At 71.3% G+C, this 19587-nt stretch carries 15 protein-coding genes; 10 read left to right on the forward strand and 5 right to left on the reverse strand.

Translation table 11 applies throughout. From position 1 onward, the window contains the following. Positions 1 to 5 precede the first annotated feature (5 nt). A complete protein-coding gene (locus tag ACFV6V_RS12280) occupies positions 6 to 1772 on the reverse strand; it encodes a serine hydrolase (protein ID WP_385562892.1) in 1767 nt (588 codons plus the stop codon). 191 nt (positions 1773 to 1963) lie between these two features. On the opposite strand from ACFV6V_RS12280, the gene ACFV6V_RS12285 reads away from it, so the two are divergent. The 4 genes from ACFV6V_RS12285 (at position 1964) to ACFV6V_RS12300 (ending at position 7433) form a co-directional block, all read left to right on the forward strand. Further along, the gene (locus tag ACFV6V_RS12285) at positions 1964 to 3082 is read left to right on the forward strand and encodes an NAD(P)H-dependent flavin oxidoreductase (protein ID WP_385562895.1); all 1119 of its coding nucleotides are present in this window, start codon (positions 1964 to 1966) and stop codon (positions 3080 to 3082) included. Continuing rightward, positions 3079 to 4656, forward strand: coding sequence for an acyl-CoA synthetase (locus ACFV6V_RS12290; RefSeq protein WP_385562898.1), 1578 nt, complete (start codon positions 3079 to 3081; stop codon positions 4654 to 4656). Before ACFV6V_RS12285 ends, ACFV6V_RS12290 begins: the two co-directional genes overlap by 4 nt. Positions 4657 to 4749: 93 nt before the next feature. Continuing rightward, positions 4750 to 5850 (forward strand): calcium:proton antiporter, encoded by a 1101-nt coding sequence (locus ACFV6V_RS12295; RefSeq protein ID WP_385562900.1) that lies wholly within the window; start codon positions 4750 to 4752, stop codon positions 5848 to 5850. A gap of 71 nt (positions 5851 to 5921) precedes the next feature. Next, positions 5922 to 7433 carry a fatty acyl-CoA synthetase gene (locus ACFV6V_RS12300; protein WP_385562903.1) on the forward strand — a complete coding sequence of 504 codons (1512 nt, stop codon included), beginning with the start codon at positions 5922 to 5924 and terminating at the stop codon, positions 7431 to 7433. A 68-nt stretch (positions 7434 to 7501) separates the two neighbouring features. Here the strand turns inward: ACFV6V_RS12300 and paaK are convergent, their stop codons facing one another. Beyond that, positions 7502 to 8812 (reverse strand): phenylacetate--CoA ligase PaaK, encoded by a 1311-nt coding sequence (gene paaK, locus ACFV6V_RS12305; protein ID WP_385562906.1) that lies wholly within the window; start codon positions 8810 to 8812, stop codon positions 7502 to 7504. Positions 8813 to 8957: 145 nt separating this feature from the next. Between paaK and ACFV6V_RS12310 the strand changes: the two genes are divergently transcribed. The 4 genes from ACFV6V_RS12310 to ACFV6V_RS12325 all read left to right on the forward strand — a co-directional run bounded on the left by ACFV6V_RS12310 (position 8958) and on the right by ACFV6V_RS12325 (position 13480). Continuing rightward, complete coding sequence (locus tag ACFV6V_RS12310; protein WP_385562907.1) at positions 8958 to 9809, forward strand: alpha/beta fold hydrolase; 852 nt, start codon at positions 8958 to 8960, stop codon at positions 9807 to 9809. A 323-nt stretch (positions 9810 to 10132) separates the two neighbouring features. After that, positions 10133 to 11161 carry an L-threonine 3-dehydrogenase gene (tdh, locus tag ACFV6V_RS12315; RefSeq protein WP_385562910.1) on the forward strand — a complete coding sequence of 343 codons (1029 nt, stop codon included), beginning with the start codon at positions 10133 to 10135 and terminating at the stop codon, positions 11159 to 11161. Between the two features lie 208 nt (positions 11162 to 11369). After that, a complete protein-coding gene (locus tag ACFV6V_RS12320; RefSeq protein WP_385562912.1) occupies positions 11370 to 12569 on the forward strand; it encodes a glycine C-acetyltransferase in 1200 nt (399 codons plus the stop codon). Further along, on the forward strand, positions 12566 to 13480 hold the full coding sequence (locus ACFV6V_RS12325; protein WP_361287210.1) for a LysR family transcriptional regulator: 915 nt from the start codon (positions 12566 to 12568) through the stop codon (positions 13478 to 13480). Before ACFV6V_RS12320 ends, ACFV6V_RS12325 begins: the two co-directional genes overlap by 4 nt. Positions 13481 to 13535: 55 nt before the next feature. Here ACFV6V_RS12325 and ACFV6V_RS12330 read toward each other — a convergent pair whose 3' ends face one another. Beyond that, positions 13536 to 14165: a helix-turn-helix domain-containing protein gene (locus ACFV6V_RS12330; protein ID WP_385562914.1), complete on the reverse strand. Its 630-nt coding sequence runs from the start codon at positions 14163 to 14165 to the stop codon at positions 13536 to 13538. Between the two features lie 102 nt (positions 14166 to 14267). Between ACFV6V_RS12330 and ACFV6V_RS12335 the strand changes: the two genes are divergently transcribed. Then, the gene (locus ACFV6V_RS12335) at positions 14268 to 15677 is read left to right on the forward strand and encodes an MFS transporter (RefSeq protein WP_385562917.1); all 1410 of its coding nucleotides are present in this window, start codon (positions 14268 to 14270) and stop codon (positions 15675 to 15677) included. A 36-nt stretch (positions 15678 to 15713) separates the two neighbouring features. Here the strand turns inward: ACFV6V_RS12335 and ACFV6V_RS12340 are convergent, their stop codons facing one another. Both ACFV6V_RS12340 and ACFV6V_RS12345 read right to left on the reverse strand, forming a co-directional pair. Beyond that, positions 15714 to 16529: a GNAT family N-acetyltransferase gene (locus tag ACFV6V_RS12340; protein WP_385562920.1), complete on the reverse strand. Its 816-nt coding sequence runs from the start codon at positions 16527 to 16529 to the stop codon at positions 15714 to 15716. A 66-nt stretch (positions 16530 to 16595) separates the two neighbouring features. Beyond that, positions 16596 to 17927, reverse strand: coding sequence for a pyridoxal phosphate-dependent aminotransferase (locus tag ACFV6V_RS12345; protein ID WP_385562923.1), 1332 nt, complete (start codon positions 17925 to 17927; stop codon positions 16596 to 16598). A gap of 257 nt (positions 17928 to 18184) precedes the next feature. On the opposite strand from ACFV6V_RS12345, the gene ACFV6V_RS12350 reads away from it, so the two are divergent. Continuing rightward, positions 18185 to 19555, forward strand: a complete 1371-nt coding sequence (locus ACFV6V_RS12350; RefSeq protein WP_385562925.1) for a DUF1996 domain-containing protein — start codon at positions 18185 to 18187, stop codon at positions 19553 to 19555. Positions 19556 to 19587 lie beyond the last annotated feature (32 nt).

A 19587-nucleotide genomic window follows, 5' to 3' on the forward strand; every position in this document is an offset into this window, starting at 1 on the left:
GTGCTTCAGTCGGTCTCGGCGGTCCAGCCTGACGCCGTGATCCGGGCGGCGTCCGCAGGCCGGGACTCGTCGAAGAGCGTCCGTCGGCCGTCCTCCACCCGCAGACCGTTCACGTACACCCCGCGTCCCACGGACGACTGGTCCGTCGTACAGCGCCAGCGCACCGTGAGCGGACCACCGCGCCACGACGACAGATCTCCCTCCACGCGGTGCCAGACGCGGCCGGACCAGCCCGCCGCCCAGCCGTCGGGGTGCACCAACGGCGGCTGCCCGCCGCCCATGGTGGTGAACGGCACGGGCCGCCAAGTGGCGCCTCCGTCCGCCGACGCTTCGAGCGAGACCTTGTCGGAGCCCGGTTCCGTGTCCCACCACAGAGCGCAGCACAGCCGCACCCGCCCGGTGGCCGGGGCGAGCCGGGGCAGCGTGAGGGTCGCGGTGGTGGCGGGGGACATCCCGGAGAACCAGGCGGTGCGGCCGTGCCGCGGACGTACGGCGACGGCTCGCGCCAGATGGTTCGCGGCGGCGACGCGCGGGGCGCTGCCGGAGCGCCAGGTGCGCACCGGGTGGACGGAGTTGCCGAGCAGCACGAGGAACGAGTCGGTCGACGGGTCCAGGACCAGGCTGGTGCCGGTGAATCCGGTGTGCCCGGCGCTGCGCGGGGTGGCCATGGCGCCCATGTACCAGTGCTGGTACAGCTCGAACCCGAGCCCGTGCTCATCCCCCGGGAAGCCTGTGTTGAAGTCCGTGAACATCAGCTCCACGGACTCTGCGGAGAGGATCCTCGATCGCCCGTACACCCCGCCGTTCAGCAGGGTACGGGCGAGCACGGCCAGGTCCCAGGCGCAGGAGAACACCCCGGCATGGCCTGCGACGCCCCCGAACGCAAGGGCGTTCTCGTCATGCACCTCACCCCACACCAGACCCCGGTCCAGTCCGGACCACGGTGGACGGGCGTCCTCGGTCGCCGCGATCGCACGTCTCCAGGACGGTGGCGGGTTGAACAGGGTGCGCCGCATCCCGAGCGGAGCGGTGATCTCGTCGTGGAGCAGCGTCTCCAGACCGCGGCCGGTGATCTCCTCCAGGACCAGCTGAAGCGTGATCAGATTGAGGTCGGAATACAGGTACTTCGTGCCGGGAGGGTACGCCGGCGCCTCCTGCCACAGGCGACGCAGCCGCGCCTCGCGGGTCGGTTCCTCGTACAGCGGGATCCAGGCCCGGAGCCCCGACGTATGGGTCAGCAACTGGCCGACGGTGATGTCCTGCTTCCCGGCGTGCCCGAACTCCGGGAGGTAGGCGGCCACCCTCTCGCCGAGCTCCAGCGAGCCCCGTTCGAGCTGCTGAACGGCCAGGACCGAGGTGAACAGCTTCGACACGGACGCCAGATCGAAGACGGTGTCCGGAGTCATCGGGATCTGCTGGTCCGCCGGGAGTTCCACCCCTTCGTCCCGCACCTCGTCGTAGGCCGCGTACCGCACCGCCGAGCCGATCGCCCGGTGCAGGGCGACCGTGTCCCCCCGCCCCGCGAGCAGCACGGCCCCCGCGTACCAGGGGTGCTCGGGGGAGGGGGAGAGGTACGACTCGGCGGCGGTGACCAACCGGTCCAGATGCGCCCCGATGAGACCGGCGCGCTCCGGGGTCCCATGGCGGAGGGTCGCTTCCGGTGCCACTGCGCCGGTCCCGGCGCCGGCACTGTCCGGGAAGGCTCCCACCACCAGAGCACCTCCCAGTGCCAGCATTCCGCCGCCCAGCCGACGACGGCTGATCCCCGTCATATCGCGCCTCCCTGAAAAAATCCTTCAAACGGCATGCGAACGCGTGAAACTTTCTTGCCGTGGCGGGAGGCCGTCAAGGGACACGCGGCACACAGGGGCGGGAAGGGAGGTGTGTGGCCGACATCCGCCAAATCTGACACAGCATCAGAAAATCTCTTCCCTCGGCCGTTCCGCTGCGGCATCCTGCGCCCATGGAGACGGAGCTGAGCAAGCGACTGGGCGTGCAGCACGCCATCTTCGGCTTCACGCCGTTCCCCGCGGTCGCCGCCGCCATCACCCGGGCGGGGGGCTTCGGAGTGCTCGGCGCGGTCCGCTACACCGCACCCGGCGACCTCGCCCGCGACCTCGACTGGATGCAGGAGCACACGGATGGGAAACCCTACGGCCTCGATGTCGTGATGCCCGCCAGAAAGGTCGAAGGCGTCACCGAGACCGACGTCGAGGCGATGATCCCCGAAGGGCACCGCCGCTTCGTCGAACAGACCCTCGCCAAGCACGGCGTCCCCACCCTCGCCGAGGGCGAGGCGTCCGGCTGGCGAATCACCGGCTGGATGGAGCAGGTGGCCCGCAGTCAGCTCGACGTGGCCTTCGACTACCCCATCAAGCTGCTCGCCAACGCCCTCGGCTCCCCGCCGCCCGATGTCGTCGCCCGTGCCCATGACCGCGGGGTACTCGTCGCGGCCCTCGCCGGCAGCGCCCGGCACGCCCGCCGCCACGCCGAAGCCGGTATCGACATCGTCGTCGCCCAGGGCTACGAGGCGGGCGGCCACACGGGCGAGATCGCCTCCATGGTGCTCACCCCGGAAGTGGTGGACACCGTCGCGCCGCTGCCCGTGCTCGCAGCCGGAGGCATCGGGAGCGGTGAGCAGATCGCGGCGGGGCTCGCACTCGGGGCCCAGGGGGTCTGGCTGGGTTCGATCTGGCTCACCACCACCGAGGCCGACCTGCACTCCCCGGCCCTCACCCGCAAGCTGCTCGCCGCGGGCTCCGGCGACACGGTCCGCTCCAGGGCCCTGACCGGCAAGCCCGCCCGCCAGTTGCGCACCGAGTGGACCGACGCCTGGGACGACCCGGACGGGCCCGGGGCGCTGCCCATGCCCCTCCAGGGCCTGCTCGTCGCCGAAGCCGTCTCCCGCATCCAGAAGTACGAGGTCGAGCCGCTGCTCGGCACCCCGGTCGGCCAGATCGTCGGACGGATGACCGCCGAACGCAGCGTCCAGCAGGTCTTCGACGACCTCACGCGCGGATTCGAGCGCGCCGTGGACCGCATCAGCCGTATCGCCGGAATGACCGGAAGGAGCGCATCATGAGTGAGCAGTCGGGTGGGTCGCCCCTGACGCAGACCCCCGGAGGCTTCTGGGCCCAGGCGGCAGCCGACCCCGGCCGCATCGTGCTGATCGCACCGGACGGCGAGGAATGGACGGCGGGCCGGCTGCTCGCCGACACCAACCGACTCGTCCACGGACTGCGCGCCGCCGGACTCGAACGCGGCGACGCCTTCGCCGTCGTACTGCCCAACAGCGTCGCGTTCCTCACCGCCTACCTCGCCGCCACCCAGGCCGGGTTCTACCTCGTCCCCGTCAACCACCACCTCGTCGGGCCCGAGATCGCCTGGATCATCGCCGACTCCGGGGCCAAGGTGCTCATCACACACCAGCGCTTCGCCACCACCGCGACCGCCGCCGCCGACGAGGCGAAGCTGCCCGCGAGCCACCGCTATGCGGTCGGCAAGGCCGGCGGCTTCCGCCCGTACGCGGAGCTGCTCGACGGGCAACCGGAGTCGGAGCCCGCCGACCGCACGCTCGGCTGGGTCATGAACTACACCTCGGGCACCACCGGCAGACCCCGCGGTATCCGCCGCCCGCTGCCCGGCAAGCTCCCCGAGGAGACCTATCTCGGCGGGTTCCTCGGGATCTTCGGGATCCGGCCCTTCGGCGACAACGTCCATCTGGTCTGCTCGCCGCTCTACCACACGGCCGTGCTCCAGTTCGCGGGCGCGTCGCTGCACATCGGCCACCAACTGGTGGTGATGGACAAGTGGACCCCGGAGGAGATGCTGCGGCTGATCGACACCCACGCCTGCACCCACACGCATATGGTCCCGACCCAGTTCCACCGGCTGCTCGCCCTCCCCGACGACGTGCGCCGTCCCTACGACGTGTCGTCCATGCGGCACGCGATCCACGGTGCGGCACCCTGCCCCGACCATGTGAAGCGGGCGATGATCGACTGGTGGGGGACCTGCGTGGAGGAGTACTACGCCGCGAGCGAGGGCGGCGGGGCCTTCGCCACCGCGGAGGACTGGCTGAAGAAGCCCGGCACCGTCGGCAAGGCCTGGCCCATCAGCGAGCTCGCCGTGTTCGACGACGACGGCAACCGGCTGCCGCCTGGAGAACTCGGCACGGTCTACATGAAGATGTCGACCGGCGGGTTCAGCTACCACAAGGACGAGGCCAAGACCCGTAAGAACCGCATCGGCGACTACTTCACCGTCGGGGACCTCGGCGTCATCGACGAGGAGGGCTATCTCTTCCTCCGCGACCGCAAGATCGACATGATCATCTCGGGCGGCGTCAACATCTATCCGGCCGAGATCGAGTCCGTCCTGCTCGGCCACCCGGCCGTGGCCGACGCGGCGGCCTTCGGCATCCCCCACACCGACTGGGGCGAGGAGGTCAAGGCCGTCGTCGAACCGGCGGACGGCCAGATCCCCGGTCCCGCCCTGGCCGCGGAGATCCTCGCCCACTGCGAACAGCGGCTCGCCGGCTACAAGCGCCCCAGGAGCATCGACTTCATCGATGTGCTGCCCCGCGACCCCAACGGCAAGCTCTACAAGCGCCGGCTGCGCGATCCCTACTGGGAGGGCCGCGACCGCGCGCTGTGACCCGGATGGCCGTCGGGGGCGGCCGAGGGGGGAGGAGCCCCCATCGGCTCATCACTCCGAGCGCGGCACGTGACCGCCTGACAGCGTGGCTCCATGAAGACCGGCACGTCCGTGACGGCGGCACAGTGGAGCACCTGGGTACCCGTCGCCGCCGCGGTCGCCCTCCTCCTCGGCTGGGGCCGCTCCCTGCCGGGCTACGCCGTCGTGCTGGTCGCCGTCTGCCTGGTCGGCGCGGTCCTCGCCGCCGTCCACCACGCCGAACTCATCGCGCTCAGGGTCGGGGAGCCCTTCGGCTCCCTGGTACTCGCCGTGGCCGTCACCATCATCGAGGTCGGCCTGATCGTCACCCTGATGGCGGGCGGCGGAGCCGAGGCGTCCACGTACGCCAGGGACACCGTGTTCGCCGCCGTCATGATCACCTGCAACGGCATCGCGGGGCTGTGCCTCCTGGTCACCGCCCTGCGCAAGCGGGTCGCCGTCTTCCACGCCGAGGGTTCGGGCGGGGCCCTGGCCACGGTCTGCACCCTCGCCACCATGACGATGGTCCTGCCGACCTTCACCACCAGCCACCCCGGCCCGGAGTTCACCGCGGCGCAGCTGACGTTCGCCGCCATCGCCTCGCTCTGCCTGTACGGGCTCTTCGTCACCGTACAGACCGTCAGACACCGCGACTACTTTCTGCCCGTCGCCCGGGACGGGCACGAGAGCGACCCCGACGAGCACGCCCCGCCGCCCACGCTCCGGAAGACCTGGTGGAGCCTCGCGCTGCTGTTCGTGGCGCTCGTGGCCGTGGTCGGCGACGCCAAACTCGTGTCACCCGCCATCGAGACGGGCGTCGGCGCCGCGGGACTGCCGAACTCGGTCGTCGGCGTGGTCATCGCCCTGATGGTGCTGATGCCCGAGACCCTGGCCGCCGTGCGCGCCGCCCGCCGCGACCGTATGCAGACCAGCCTCAACCTGGCCTACGGCTCCGCCATCGCCAGCATCGGCCTGACCATCCCGGCGATCGCGCTGGCCACGATCTGGCTGCCCGGGCCGCTGATCCTCGGTGAGGACGCCACCCACATGGTGCTGCTGGCGCTCACCGCACTGGTCAGTGCCCTCACGGTGGTGCCCGGACGGGCCACGCTGCTCCAAGGCGGTGTGCACCTGGTGCTGTTCGCCGCCTTCGTCTTCCTCTCGTTCAGTCCCTGACCGCCCCTGACCGCCCCTGACCGCGCTGCGGCATGCTTGACGGTCGCCCCGCAGCCCCCAAGGATCCAGCCATGGCAGCCTTGGAGCGACTCCTCAGCAGCACCGTCGACGGCGTCGTGCACCACAGCGCCCGGCGCGCCCCCGACCGCATCGCCGTACGCTACGCCGACCGTTCCTGGACCTACGAGCAACTCGACCAGGCCGTCTCCACCGCGGCCGGCGTGCTGGAAGACCACGGCCTCGGCCCGGGGGAGCGGGTCGCCGCCTACGGACACAACTCCGACGCCTATCTCATCGCCTTCTTGGCCTGCTCGCGCGCCGGGCTGGTCCACGTGCCGGTCAACCACCACCTCACCGGCGGCGATCTCGCCTACATCCTGGACCAGTCGGGAAGCTCGCTCGTGCTCGCCGATCCCGCACTCGCCGGCCATGTCCCCGAGGGCTTCGCCGTGCGGGCCCTGCGGGACACCGACGACTCCCTGCTGAACTCCCTGGCCGAGCCGAGGGACCACGCCATCGGCAACCGCACCGACGCCCTCGTCCAGTTGCTCTACACCTCGGGCACCACGGCACTGCCGAAGGGCGCGATGATGACGCACCGCGCGCTGGTGCACGAGTACGCCAGTGCGATCACGGCCCTGGATCTGGACGAGGACGACCGCCCCGTCCACTCGCTTCCGCTCTACCATTCCGCCCAGATGCATGTGTTCCTGCTGCCGTACCTCGCGGTCGGGGCAGCGAACACCATCCTCGACGCACCCGACGCGGCGCAGATCTTCGACCTGGTCGAGGCAGGACGAGCGGACAGCCTCTTCGCACCGCCCACGGTCTGGATCGGTGTCAGCGGCCATCCCGACTTCACCACCCGCGATCTGACCGCCCTGCGCAAGGCCTACTACGGCGCCTCGGTCATGCCGGTACCCGTGCTGGAGCGACTGCGCGAGAAGCTGCCGGGACTCGGCTTCTACAACTGCTTCGGCCAGAGCGAGATCGGCCCGCTGGCCACCGTGCTCGGCCCCAAGGAACACGACGGCCGGATGGCCTCCTGCGGCCGGCCCGTCCGGTTCGTGGAGGCCAGGGTCGTGGACGAGGACGGCCAGGACGTCCCCGACGGCACGCCCGGCGAGGTCGTCTACCGCTCACCCCAGCTGTGCCAGGGGTACTGGGACAAGCCAGAAGAGACCGCGGATGCCTTCCGGGACGGCTGGTTCCGCTCCGGAGACCTCGCCGTACGCGACGGCGACGGCTACTACACGATCGTCGACCGGGTGAAGGACGTCATCAACTCCGGCGGGGTTCTGGTGGCCTCGCGTGAGGTCGAGGACGCCCTCTACACCCACCCCGCGGTGGCCGAGACCGCGGTCATCGGTCTGCCGCACCCGCACTGGATCGAGGCCGTCACCGCCGTCGTCGTGCTCCGCGACCCGGCGGCGACGGCGTCGGAGGACGAACTCCTCACCCATGCGCGCGAGCGCCTCGCCGGCTTCAAGGCCCCGAAGCGGATCGTGTTCGTGGAGGAACTGCCCCGCAACGCGAGCGGCAAGATCCTGAAGCGGGAGCTCCGCGCCCGGCTGTCGGACTGACGGGGCGTCGTACGGACGAGCGCTTCGCCTCGCCACCGAGGCAGCGGCACCGCGCCGGCCTCCGCCGCCTAACGGAGGTCGACGATCCGCTTGATCTTGCCGACCGAGCGCTCCAGGGCCTCGGGATCCACCACCTCCACCGCGACCGAGACGCCGATCGTGGCCTTCACGGCCGCCGCGATCAGCCCCGCGGCGGCCGCCCGCTGCTCGGACGACGCGTCCCTGCGAGCCTCCGCCCGTACGGTCAGCGCGTCCATCCGGCCCTCCTTCGCCAGCCGCAGCTGGAAGTGCGGGGCGACACCCGGCGTGCGCAGCACGATCTCCTCGATCTGGGTCGGGAAGAGGTTCACGCCCCGCAGGATGATCATGTCGTCGCTGCGTCCGGTCACCTTCTCCATGCGCCGGAACACCCGTGCCGTCCCCGGCAGCAGCCTGGTCAGATCCCGGGTCCGGTAGCGGATCACCGGCATGGCCTCCTTGGTGAGCGAGGTGAACACCAGCTCGCCCTCCTCGCCGTCCGGCAGCACCTCACCCGTGAAGGGGTCCACGACCTCCGGATAGAAGTGGTCCTCCCAGATGTGCAGCCCGTCCTTGGTCTCCACGCACTCCTGGGCCACACCCGGCCCGATCACCTCGGAAAGCCCGTAGATGTCCACGGCGTCGATGGCGAACCGCTCCTCGATCTCCCGCCGCATCTCCTCGGTCCACGGCTCCGCGCCGAATATCCCCACCCTGAGCGAGGTCGACCGGGGGTCGACGCCCTGCCGCTCGAACTCGTCCAGCAGGGTCAGCATGTACGACGGTGTCACCATGATGATCTCGGGCCGGAAGTCCTGGATCAGCTGGACCTGGCGGGCCGTCATCCCGCCCGATGCCGGGATGACCGTGCAGCCGAGCCGCTCCGCTCCGTAGTGCGCGCCCAGCCCGCCCGTGAACAGTCCGTAGCCGTAGGCGACATGGACCTTGTGCCCGGGACGCCCGCCCGCCGCGCGGATCGAGCGGGCCACCACGTCCGCCCAGGTGTCGAGATCGCGGTCGGTGTAGCCGACCACGGTGGGCCGCCCCGTCGTGCCGCTGGAGGCGTGCACGCGGCGCACCCGGGACTGCTCGACCGCGAACATCCCGAAGGGGTAGTGGTCCCGCAGGTCGGCCTTCGTGGTGAACGGGAAACGGGCCAGGTCCGCCAGGGAGCGGCAGTCGTCGGGCCCGAGCCCGGCCTTGTCGAACGACTCGCGGTAGAACCTGACGTTCTCGTACGCATGGCGCAGGGTCGCCCGCAGCCGCTCCAGCTGGAGCGCCCGCAGTTCCTCGCGGCTCAGCCGCTCCCCGGTGTCGAGCAGGTCCGCGGGCGGTGGCGTCGCGTGCGTCGGATCGGCCATGCGAAGGACTCCCTTGTCCGGCAGGTCGACGACCGATCATTCGGTCGATCCGTTCGGGATCAGTAATCCAGGCACCCGGCCGCGGGTCAAGACTCGGGGGCGGGCTGCGCTGGCGTGATGGCTGAGCCGCGGCGAGGATCGCGTTATGCCGGTGTTCAGCGCATACGACGGGACCGCGCTCGCCTACCACCTCGAAGGGGCGGGCGAGCCGCTGATCTGTCTGCCCGGCGGCCCGATGCGGGCCTCCGCCTACCTCGGCGACCTCGGTGGTCTCGGCGCCCACCGCCGCCTCGTCCGGCTGGACCTGCGGGGCACCGGGGACTCGGCCATGCCGTCCGACCCCGGGACCTACCGCTGCGACCGGCTGGCCGACGACGTGGAGGCACTGCGCGAGCATCTGCGACTGGACCGTGTCGATATCCTCGGGCACTCGGCGTCCGGCAACCTCGCCGAGCTGTACGCCGCCGCCCACCCGCTGCGGGTACGCACCCTGACCCTCGTCACCCCCGGCACCCGGGCCGTCGGCATCGAGGCCACCGAGCAGGACTGGCGCGATGCCATCGCCCTGCGCGAGGGCGAGCCCTGGTACGAGGCCGGGCGGGCGGCGTGGGAGGCGTTCCTCGGCGGCGGCGTGCTGGACGACCTCTGGTCCGACATCGTGCCCTTCATGTACGGCCGCTGGGACGCCGCCGCCCAGGCGCACGCCGCGGCCGACGCCCACCAGTCGAACCACCAGGCGCGAGGTGTCTACTACGCGGACGGTGCCTTCGACCCGCCCGCCACCGTACGGGCGCTCGAGGCGCTCGACGCACCGGTGCTGGTGCTCGCGGGTCAGTACGACGGCGGCCCCACCCCCGCCCGAGCGGCCGAGCTCGCCGCACTGTTCCCGCACGCCAGGACGGTCGTCCAGGCGGGTGCGGGGCACTACCCCTGGCTGGACGACCCCGAGGCGTTCCGCCGCGCCGTCGCCGCGTTCCTGGACGATCCCGACCCGTGACGGGACCGGGGCGCCGGGCCGTGTGCGCCACCCGCACGGAGTACCGCACCCGGGCCGTACCACCCGGCTCGCCTCGGCGCCCGCCGCCCTGGCCGGAACACTGCGCAGGGCCCTTTCCACGCAGGCGAGTTGGACCGGTGCCGGGTCGCCTGTGCCCGGCCGGACGGCGGGCGCGTGAAGATCTCCTGTGGGTCCGCTTAAGAAATCCTCGATGGACTGCACGGTTCAAGGTCGGCAGATTGGAGCCCGTTGCCTGACCGGAACGATCTGAACGTCGTGCCTGGTCGGAACACGTCCCGCCCCGCAATGCCTGGAGCCGCACCATGAAGGCACTCGTCAAGCAGCACGCCGAGCCCGGGCTGTGGCTCATGGACGTACCCGAGCCGGAGTACGGCTCCGGCGATGTGCTGATCAAGGTGCTCCGTACCGGCATCTGCGGGACCGACCTGCATATCCGCTCCTGGGACGGTTGGGCGCAGCAGACGATCACCACTCCGCTCGTCATCGGACACGAGTTCGTCGGTGAGGTCGCGGCGATCGGTTCCGACGTGCAGGACATCGCCGTCGGTGACCTGGTCAGCGGAGAGGGTCACCTCGTCTGCGGCAAGTGCCGCAACTGCCTGGCGGGCCGCCGACATCTGTGCCGCAGCACGGTCGGGCTCGGCGTCGGACGCGACGGGGCGTTCGCCGAGTACGTGTCCCTGCCCGCGTCCAATGTCTGGGTGCACCGCACCCACGTCGATCTGGACGTCGCCGCGATCTTCGACCCGTTCGGCAACGCCGTGCACACCGCGCTCTCCTTCCCGCTGGTCGGCGAGGACGTCCTGATCACCGGAGCAGGCCCGATCGGCGTCATGGCTGCGGCCGTCGCCCGCCATGCCGGCGCCCGCAGCGTCGTGATCACGGACGTGAGCGAGCCGCGCCTCGAACTGGCCCGCAAGGTCGGCGCCACCCTTGCGGTCAACGTCGCCGAGTCCAGCATCGCCGAGGCGCAGCGCACCCTCGGCCTGAAAGAGGGCTTCGACGTCGGCCTGGAGATGTCGGGCCGCCCCGAGGCGGTCCGCGACATGATCGACAACATGACCCACGGCGGCCGGATCGCGATGCTGGGTCTGCCGGCGCAGGAGTTCGCCGTCGACTGGTCCCGGATCGTCACCTCGATGATCACGATCAAGGGTATCTACGGCCGTGAGATGTTCGAGACCTGGTACGCGATGACGGTCCTCCTGGAGGGCGGACTCGACCTCAGCCCCGTGATCACCGGCACCTACGGGTACCAGGACTTCGAAGCGGCCTTCGACGAGGCCGCCACCGCCCGCAGCGGCAAGATCATCCTCGACTGGACGGCATGATTCCCGGGCTCGGTTCTCCTCGGGGGCGCTCTGAGCGTGCGCCGACGGCCGATCGTGCTCGGTCCCCTCGTTCCTCGGGGCCCGTGCGCGCTCTCCCTTTCGGTGCCCGCGCGCCCCTTCGGATCACTCGCAGGCCTCACCACCCACCGCAGGCCCGTCCGGCCGCGCAGCATCCGCCCGCAGCACCCGCCATCAGGGAGACCCACACATGTACGCGTCCGTACGCGACGACCTCCGCGCCACTCTCGACGAGATCCGCGCCGCCGGGCTCCACAAGCCCGAGCGCGTCATCGGCACCCCCCAGTCCGCCTCCGTGGCCGTCACCGCGGGCGGTGCGCCCGGCGAGGTGCTGAACTTCTGCGCCAACAACTACCTGGGGCTCGCCGACCACCCCGAGATCCTCACCGCGGGCAAGGAGGCCCTGGACCGCTGGGGCTACGGCATGGCGTCCGTGCGCTTCATCTGCGGCACCCAGGAGGTCCACAAGGAACTGGAGAGCCGGCTCTCCGCCTTCCTCGGGCAGGAGGACACGATCCTCTACTCCTCCTGCTTCGACGCCAACGGCGGAGTCTTCGAGACCCTGCTCGGCGCCGAGGACGCCGTCATCTCCGACGCCCTCAACCACGCCAGCATCATCGACGGCATCCGCCTGTCCAAGGCGGCCCGCTACCGGTACGCCAACCGCGACATGGCCGAGCTCGAGGCCAGGCTGAAGGAGGCCTCCGAGAGCGGTGCGCGGCGCAAGCTGATCGTCACCGACGGCGTGTTCTCCATGGACGGCTATGTCGCCCCGCTGTCCGAGATCTGTGACCTCGCCGACCGCTACGACGCCATGGTCATGGTCGACGACTCGCACGCCGTCGGCTTCGTGGGCCCCGGCGGCCGGGGCACCCCCGAGCTGCACGGCGTCATGGACCGGGTCGACATCATCACCGGCACCCTCGGCAAGGCCCTCGGCGGCGCGTCCGGCGGCTATGTCGCGGCCCGCGCCGAGATCGTGGAGCTGCTGCGTCAGCGCTCCCGCCCGTACCTGTTCTCGAACTCCCTCGCCCCGGTCATCGCCGCCGCCTCGCTCAAGGTCCTCGACCTGCTCGAATCGGCCGGTGACCTGCGCGAGAAGCTCGCCGCGAACACGGCGCTGTTCCGCTCGAAGATGACCGAGGCGGGCTTCGAGGTCCTTCCCGGCGACCACCCGATCGCCCCGGTCATGATCGGTGACGCGGCCGAGGCGGGCCGGATGGCCGAGCTGCTCCTGGAGCGCGGGGTGTACGTGATCGGCTTCTCGTACCCGGTGGTGCCGATGGGCCAGGCGCGGATCCGCGTCCAGCTCTCCGCCGCGCACTCCACCGAGGACGTGGAGCGTGCGATTGCCGCCTTCGTCGACGCGCGGGCGACAATGGCTGGGTGATCGACCCGCGCAGGCTCCGCATTCTGCGTGCCGTGGCGGACCACCGTACGGTGACCGCCGCGGCCGCAGCGCTCTATCTGACCCCATCGGCCGTCTCCCAGCAGCTCACGGCGCTGGAACAGGAGAGCGGCCACACGCTGCTCATCCGCAGCGGACGCGGAGTGCGGCTCACCGCCGCGGGCGAGATCCTGCTCGGCCACGCCCACACCGTGCTCGCACAGCTCGAACGGGCCGAGGCGGAGCTGGCGGCGTACGAGGGCGGCGCGGTCGGCGAGGTCACCGTCGCCTCCTTCGCGACCGGTATCGCCGAGGTGCTGGCCCCCGCGATCGGGCGCCTCGCCGACGAGCACCCCGGCATCCGGGTCAGGGTCAGGGACGCCGAAGGCGATGCGAGCCTGCCCATGGTGCTGGACGGCGAGGCCGATCTCGCCCTCGCGGTCGAGTACCGCGGCGCGCCCCGCGAGAGCGACCGCCGTCTCGCCCGCGTCCCGCTCTACGCCGAGCCCTTCGACGCCGTGCTGCACTGCGGCCACCCGCTGGCCGACGCCCCGCGTGTGCGGCTCGCCGACCTGGCCGACAGCGACTGGATCGGCCAGTACCCCGGCAACCCCTGCCACGACGTGATGCTCCGCGCCTGCGAGCTCGCCGGCTTCGAACCCCGGATCACCCACTCCTCCGACGACTTCCGCGCCGTCGTGGCCCTCGCGGGCGCGGGCGCGGGAGTGGCCCTCGTGCCGCGGTCCGCACTGCGCGGGATGGAGCTCAAGGACACGGTCGTCCGTCCCGTGGAGGGCCCCGCCGCCACCCGGCGGGTCTTCGCGGCGGTGCGTCGGGGCGCCGAGACGCATCCGCTGCTCAGCACGGTCCTCCAGGCCCTGGCCCGTGCGGCGGCGGGGCTGTCCACCGGCTGACGTGCGCCCGGCTGTGTACGGGAGAGTGCTGTGCGCCCGCTCCGTACGGAAGGGGTCAGGGCGCGACGGGTGGTGAGTGCGGTGCGGCGGTCGCCGTCGCGGGGTCGCCGGCCGAGGCGTCGGCGCGGACGACGGCCTGGTCGCCCCGTGGTCCGAACAGATGCAGGATCTCCACGATGGAGTCGTTCGCCGGACCGAACCAGTGTGGTTCCCTCGTGTCGAACTCGGCGGCCTCACCGGGGCGGAGCGTGGACTCGCGGTCCCCGATGACGAGATGCAGCTCGCCGGCGAGGACATAGAGCCATTCGTACCCCTCGTGCGTCACCAGCTTCGGATTCCGCTTGCGGGGAGCCAGCACCTGCTTGAACACCTGTACCCGGCCCGGGTACTGGGTCAGGGGCACGACGACGCTGCCGTCGTGTCTGCGCCGTGGCGTCAGATGCACCCGGGGGTCGCCGGTGGCCGGTGCGGCCACCAACTGGTCGAGCGCGACACGGTGGGCCCGGGCGAGCGGGATGAGCAGGTCCAGTGTCGGGCGCCGAATGCCTGACTCGAGACGGGACAGTGTGCTCACCGAGATACCGGTGGTGGCCGCCAGGGCCTCCAGCGTGAGTCCTCGGTCCCGGCGCAGCGTACGCAGCCGTGGGCCGATGCCGTCGATGATCTGCTCCAGCTCCGTGTCCACGGGACCCAGTGTGCGCCTCTTTGCGGTTTTCGCAAAAGTCCTCGTCGGCGGCCGTCGGCCTGACCGAGCCTTGCCAGGCAGGTACTTCGTACTCCCGGATGTGTGAGGCAGACCGTGACCGCGACCGTGATGACCGCGATTCCCCCTTCCCCGCCCGTGCTGAGCGCGCGCCGGCGCTGGACGGTGCTGGCCGTCTGTTGCCTGAGCATGTTCCTGGTGGGTCTCGACACCACCGTCGTCAACGTGGGCCTGCCGGCCATCGGGCGCGGGCTTGGCGTCGGGACGCGCGGTCTCGAGTGGACGGTGGACGCGTACACCATCGCCCTGGCCGGATGCCTGATCTCCTCCGGCGCGCTGGCGGACCGCTTCGGACGCCGGCGGGTGTTCCGGACCGGACTGTTGGTGTTCGGCGCGGCCTCGCTGCTCTGCGCGGTGGCTCCGTCGGTGGGCGCGCTGGTCGCGGCCCGCGCCGTCCAGGGCATCGGCGCCTCGATGCTCAGCCCCGTGGCCCTCGCGATCGTGGTGAACGCGATGCCCGACCCCAAAGAGCGCGCGCAGGCGATCGGCGTCTGGGCGTCGGTCTTCGGGCTGAGCATGGCCGTCGGCCCGGTCACGGGCGGGGCCCTTGTCGAGGTGCTCGGCTGGCGCGCGCTGTTCTGGATCAACGCCCCCGTGATCGTCGCCGCCCTGGTGCTCAGTGCCGTGTTCGTCCCCGAATCCCGCGGGCCCCGGGCACGGCGTCTCGACATCCCGGGGCAGGCCCTGCTGACCGTCGTCATCGGCCTCTGGATCGGCGTCCTCATCGAAGGGCCCCACATCGGCTGGACATCACCCTGGGCGCTGGTCGCCTACGGGTTCGCCGCCGCGGCGACCGTGGGATTCGTGGGGGTCGAGGCCCGCCGGCACGAGCCGCTGATGGATCTCCGGCTGTTCCGCAGCCCGGTGTTCGGCAGTGCGGTCCTCGGCGCGGTGGCGGTCTTCGCCGCCCTGAACGTGACCCTGCTGCTCAGCACCCTCTACCTCCAGCACACCAGGGGATTCACACCACTGGCCGCCGGGGTCGCGACCCTGCCCATGGCCCTCGGCGCCATCGTCTGCGCCCCCTGGTCCGGCCGTCTCGTCGGTCGCACCGGGCCCCGGCTGCCGCTGACCCTGGCGGGTTGCTTCACCATCGCCGGGGCACTCTGCCTGGTCGGGTTCGACGATCACACCGGCGTGCCGCTGCTTCTGCTCGCCTACCTCCTCATCGGCACCGGGTTCGGCTTCGCCAACGCGCCGATCACCAACACCGCGGTCAGCGGGCTGCCGCCCGCCCGGGCCGGCGTGGCCGGAGCGATCACCTCCACCGCCCGGCAGGTCGGCTCGGCGCTCGGCATCGCCCTCGCGGGCGGCCTGGCGGCCGGCTCCGCTCCCGCAGGGCTCGCAGGCGCTTCCCGTCCAGGCTGGGTCCTGGTCGCCGTCTGCGGACTCCTCCTCCTCGTCATGGCGCACACGTCAAGGCCGAAGACCTGACGCGGCATTGCCGGAACGCAAGGACGCGCACCGGCCTCAGCCGGTGCGCGTCGCCGCCGGCCGCGGCAGGCGGACATACGGCGTCGTCGTGCCCAGGGCGGTGAAGCCCAGGCGCCGAAGTATCGGCCGGCTCGTGGGCAGCGCGTCCACCTGGAGGAAACGGTGGCCACGGGCCGCCGCGATCCGGGCCCGGAAGTGGACCATGGCCCGGTAGACACCCCGGCCCCGCCACTCGGCCAGCGTTCCGCCGCCGTACAGTCCCGCGAAGTCCCGTCCCACCGGCAGGTCCACCCGCGATGACGCCACCGGCTCCGGCCCGGCCATCGCCAGGACCACCACCATCGTGGGCTGCGGAGCGTCGAGCTGGGCCAGCAGACGGCCGCGCAGCCCGGAGGCGTCCCTGCCGAACACCCGCTCGTGGACCTGGGCCACGAGATCGACACCGGCCGCGTCGGTCACCTCCCGCAGCTCCACCCCGTCCGGCGTACCCGTACCGGCCATGAGCGCGTGAGTGCCGGCGACCAGCAGGGTCTCCTCCGCGTCGGGTACGAACCCGGCTGCGGTCAACCGCTCCGCGAGATCGCCGGGCCGGTCGTGCCCGTACACCTTCCACTCGAACTCGCGCCCGAGCGCGTCGAAGTACCGCAGCTGTTCGGCGATGGCCGCGTCCGCAGTGGACTCGTCCAGGTCCGACCAGACGATCCCGTTCCAGCCGCCGCCGCCGCCGTCGTCGCCGGCGGCGGTGTGCCGCACCACGTCACCCACCCGCTCCACCCGCGCCCCGGGTCCGTCGGCCGATGCGTGCCGGCGCATCTGGCGGTCGTAGCGCGCCAGCATCCCCTCACGATCCATCCGGCCACCTCAGCAGAGGCGCAGGTGCCGGGCAACCGGATTCCCCGGACCCCGCGGGCGCAGGAATCAGGCCCCGCTCACCAGCCGGTCGACGGCGGCCGTGCCCGAGCCGTAGGAACCGTAGGGCAGCGCCAGCGCGGGCATCGGACCGGGGCCCTGCGACGCGGGCACCGGTACCGGTCCCTGATACGGCACAAGCGCCGGCCCCTGTGCCTGCACAGGCACCGCGGCCGGCCGCTGCGGCGGGGCCTGCGGCGCTGCGTACATCGTGCGCTCCAGACCTGCCACCAGCCGCTGCACATCGGGCTGGGGCCGCACCACGAGACGCAGATAGCGGCTCGAACTGCCGATCTTGTTGCCGCACTCCCGCACCAGGACGCCGTGTTCCTCCAGCAGCCGGTCACGCAGCGCCGCCCCGTCGACGCCCTCGGGCAGCCGCACGTACACGAAGTTGCCCTGGGAGGGGTAGACCGTGAGACCCGGCAGCCGGCTGAGCTGCCAGATCATCTCCTGGCGGTCGCGCTGCACCAGACGCAGACTCTGCGTGTACTCCGTCTGGTGCTCCTTCAGCATGAAGACCACCGTCTCGGCGAAGGAGTTGAGGTTCCACTTCGGCAGCGCGGCCCGAATCCGCCCCGCAAGCCCTGGATTGGCGACCAGATAGCCGAAGCGCACCCCGTGCAGGCCGAAGTTCTTGCCGAGACTGCGCAGCACGATCGTGTTGGGACGCAGCACCGCGTCGGCGACCACACTGGAGTCCGCCTCCGCGTCCGCGAACTCCAGGAACGACTCGTCCACCACGACGAGATCCAGGTCCTGGAGCTGGTCCAGCAGCGCCAGGACCCCGTGCCGGGGCAGCAGGCCGCCGTCCGGGTTGTTGGGGTTGCAGATCACGGCCGTACGGGAACCGCGACTGCGCACGAAGTCCACGAACGACGCCGGGTCGAGAGCGAACCCGTTCGTCTCGGGCAGGGGGAACATGTCGACCCGCTTGCCCGTCTCCATTGGCTGGTCCGTCCAGCGGCCGAAGGTCGGCACCGGCACCGCGAGCGACTCGCGCACCAGCAGATGGTCGATCCAGGTGATCAGCTCGGTCGAGCCGTTGCCCATGGCGACCGTCTGAGGATTGAGGCCGAGGACCGAGCACAGCTCCGCGGTGATGGTGTCCGCGCTGCTCGGGTAGTACGTGAGGATGTCCCGCAGCCGGTCGCCCAGATCGTCGAACATCGCGGGCGTCGGGAAGTACGGGTTGCAGGGGATGCAGAAGTCAGTGATCCCCGGCCCGTCGCCCGCTCCGCCGTGCCCGGCCGCCCCCGCCCTGCTGAGGGTGAAGTACGAAGGGCTGTGCGCCGTGGACGCGCGGAAGAGCTCGGTGACATTGCTGCCGGCTTCGGCCATGGGGGTCCTCCGGAGATGGCTTGCTGCCGGGGAGTACGTACGCGCGGACGACCTTGCTCAACGGGAGCCGGCCTTGCTCGGCGGGAATCCAGCGAGCGGCCGCGGTACCCGGGCGAACACCTTACGAGTCTGTGACGCGCCCGGGATGCACGGGGCGGATCCGGAACGAGGGTTGCCAGAGTGAGCCGCCAGCGGGGGCCCGTCGTTCGGGAATTCCACCCGGGGCGGTCCGGCACGACAGAAAGTGAGCTCACTCCATGAAACAGCGGCACAAGGTGAACCGCGCCCGCCGCACGGCCTTCATCGCCATGGCGGGACTGGTACTGGGCGGTGGTGGCATGGTGGCCGTCAACGCCGCGGCCAACGCCGGCAGCGCCGGGATCCAGCGCGCCGGAGTCGTCTGTCCTTCGGTGCGGGACCAGCTGCCGGGGATCCCCGCGGAAGCCCGCGCGGACGTGCACCGCGAACTCGACACGATGCGGCGTGACGTCGCGGCGGCCGAGGCGCGCCTCGGCTCCCGTGAGGGCGCCGCCCCGCGCAGCGTCCTGGGCCCGCTGTGGTCCCGACGTTCCGCCGCCCTGGAGCGGATCGAGATAGCCGTCGAACGTGCCGGTGCCGAGCGGCCACAGAACCTTCAGAGACTGGCGGCCTGTGCGACCGCCGCGCCGGGTGCGGCCCGGGCGAAGGCCGGCGGCGACGGTGTGCAGGTGCCGCCCGGTCAAGCCGCGCAGCAGCCGCCTTCGGGCCCGTCACCGGACGACTTCGTGGACATCACCAAGGTGGCCCCGAACGTGCGGAAGGCGTGGGGCGGCCAGGGGGCGTCCACGGGCAGCTTCCGGTCGCGGTGCGGGGTGAACGCGCGGGGCCAGTTCAACTCCGACAACGTCATCGTGGCGCCCGGAGTGTCCAATGGCGCCCACCACACCCACGACTACGTGGGCGCGATCGGCGTGAACGGCTTCACCGGCAACGCATCCCTGGCCGCCAGCAGGACGACCTGCACCAATGGTGACCAGTCGACCTACTACTGGCCGGTCCTGCGGGACCGGCGCGGCGTCCAGCGGTCCGACGCCGACAAGCCAGGCGGCGGTGCCGAGGGCAATACCGGCAGGATCCTCACGCCCGCTGCGGTCAGCCTCGAGTTCGTCGGCAACCCGCGTTCCGAAGTCGTCGCGATGCCGCGCTTCCTGCGCATCATCACGGGAGACGCCAAGGCCAACGCCAACGGCGGAGCCAACGCCAACGCCCGCTTCACCTGCACCGGATTCGAGAAGCGCGTGGAGCTGAAGGACAAGTACCCCGTCTGCCCGCGGGGCAGCAGGCTGGTTCGGGTGGCCAAGTTCCAGAGCTGCTGGGACGGCAGGAACACCGACAGTGCCAACCACCGGTCGCACGTCGCGTTCGCCGACGCGCGGGGCCGGTGTCCCGCCGGGTTCCGGGCGATTCCCCAACTGGTCCAGCGCATCACCTACAACGGACTCGCGGGATCCACGAGCTTCGCCATCGACAGCTTTCCCGAATCGCTCCACAAGCCTGTCACCGACCATGGTGACTTCATCAACGCGATGACCGATGCGCTGATGAAGCAGGCCGTGGCCTGCATCAACACGGGTCGTCGTTGCGGTTGACGGCCGTTCGCCCGCCGGGCGGTGCGGGGCGT

Source organism: Streptomyces sp. NPDC059828, from assembly GCF_042731955.1.
GTDB lineage: Bacteria > Actinomycetota > Actinomycetes > Streptomycetales > Streptomycetaceae > Streptomyces.

Excerpts from the sequence above, each read along its gene's own strand:
- ACFV6V_RS12340 (WP_385562920.1), bottom strand. The coding sequence starts at position 16,529 with ATGGATCGTGAGGGGATGCTGGCGCGCTACGACCGCCAGATGCGCCGG.
- ACFV6V_RS12350 (WP_385562925.1), top strand. The coding sequence starts at position 18,185 with ATGAAACAGCGGCACAAGGTGAACCGCGCCCGCCGCACGGCCTTCATC.
- ACFV6V_RS12285 (WP_385562895.1), top strand. The coding sequence starts at position 1,964 with ATGGAGACGGAGCTGAGCAAGCGACTGGGCGTGCAGCACGCCATCTTC.
- tdh (WP_385562910.1), top strand. The coding sequence starts at position 10,133 with ATGAAGGCACTCGTCAAGCAGCACGCCGAGCCCGGGCTGTGGCTCATG.
- paaK (WP_385562906.1), bottom strand. The coding sequence starts at position 8,812 with ATGGCCGATCCGACGCACGCGACGCCACCGCCCGCGGACCTGCTCGAC.
- ACFV6V_RS12345 (WP_385562923.1), bottom strand. The coding sequence starts at position 17,927 with ATGGCCGAAGCCGGCAGCAATGTCACCGAGCTCTTCCGCGCGTCCACG.
- ACFV6V_RS12320 (WP_385562912.1), top strand. The coding sequence starts at position 11,370 with ATGTACGCGTCCGTACGCGACGACCTCCGCGCCACTCTCGACGAGATC.
- ACFV6V_RS12310 (WP_385562907.1), top strand. The coding sequence starts at position 8,958 with ATGCCGGTGTTCAGCGCATACGACGGGACCGCGCTCGCCTACCACCTC.
- ACFV6V_RS12295 (WP_385562900.1), top strand. The coding sequence starts at position 4,750 with ATGAAGACCGGCACGTCCGTGACGGCGGCACAGTGGAGCACCTGGGTA.
- ACFV6V_RS12300 (WP_385562903.1), top strand. The coding sequence starts at position 5,922 with ATGGCAGCCTTGGAGCGACTCCTCAGCAGCACCGTCGACGGCGTCGTG.
- ACFV6V_RS12290 (WP_385562898.1), top strand. The coding sequence starts at position 3,079 with ATGAGTGAGCAGTCGGGTGGGTCGCCCCTGACGCAGACCCCCGGAGGC.
- ACFV6V_RS12280 (WP_385562892.1), bottom strand. The coding sequence starts at position 1,772 with ATGACGGGGATCAGCCGTCGTCGGCTGGGCGGCGGAATGCTGGCACTG.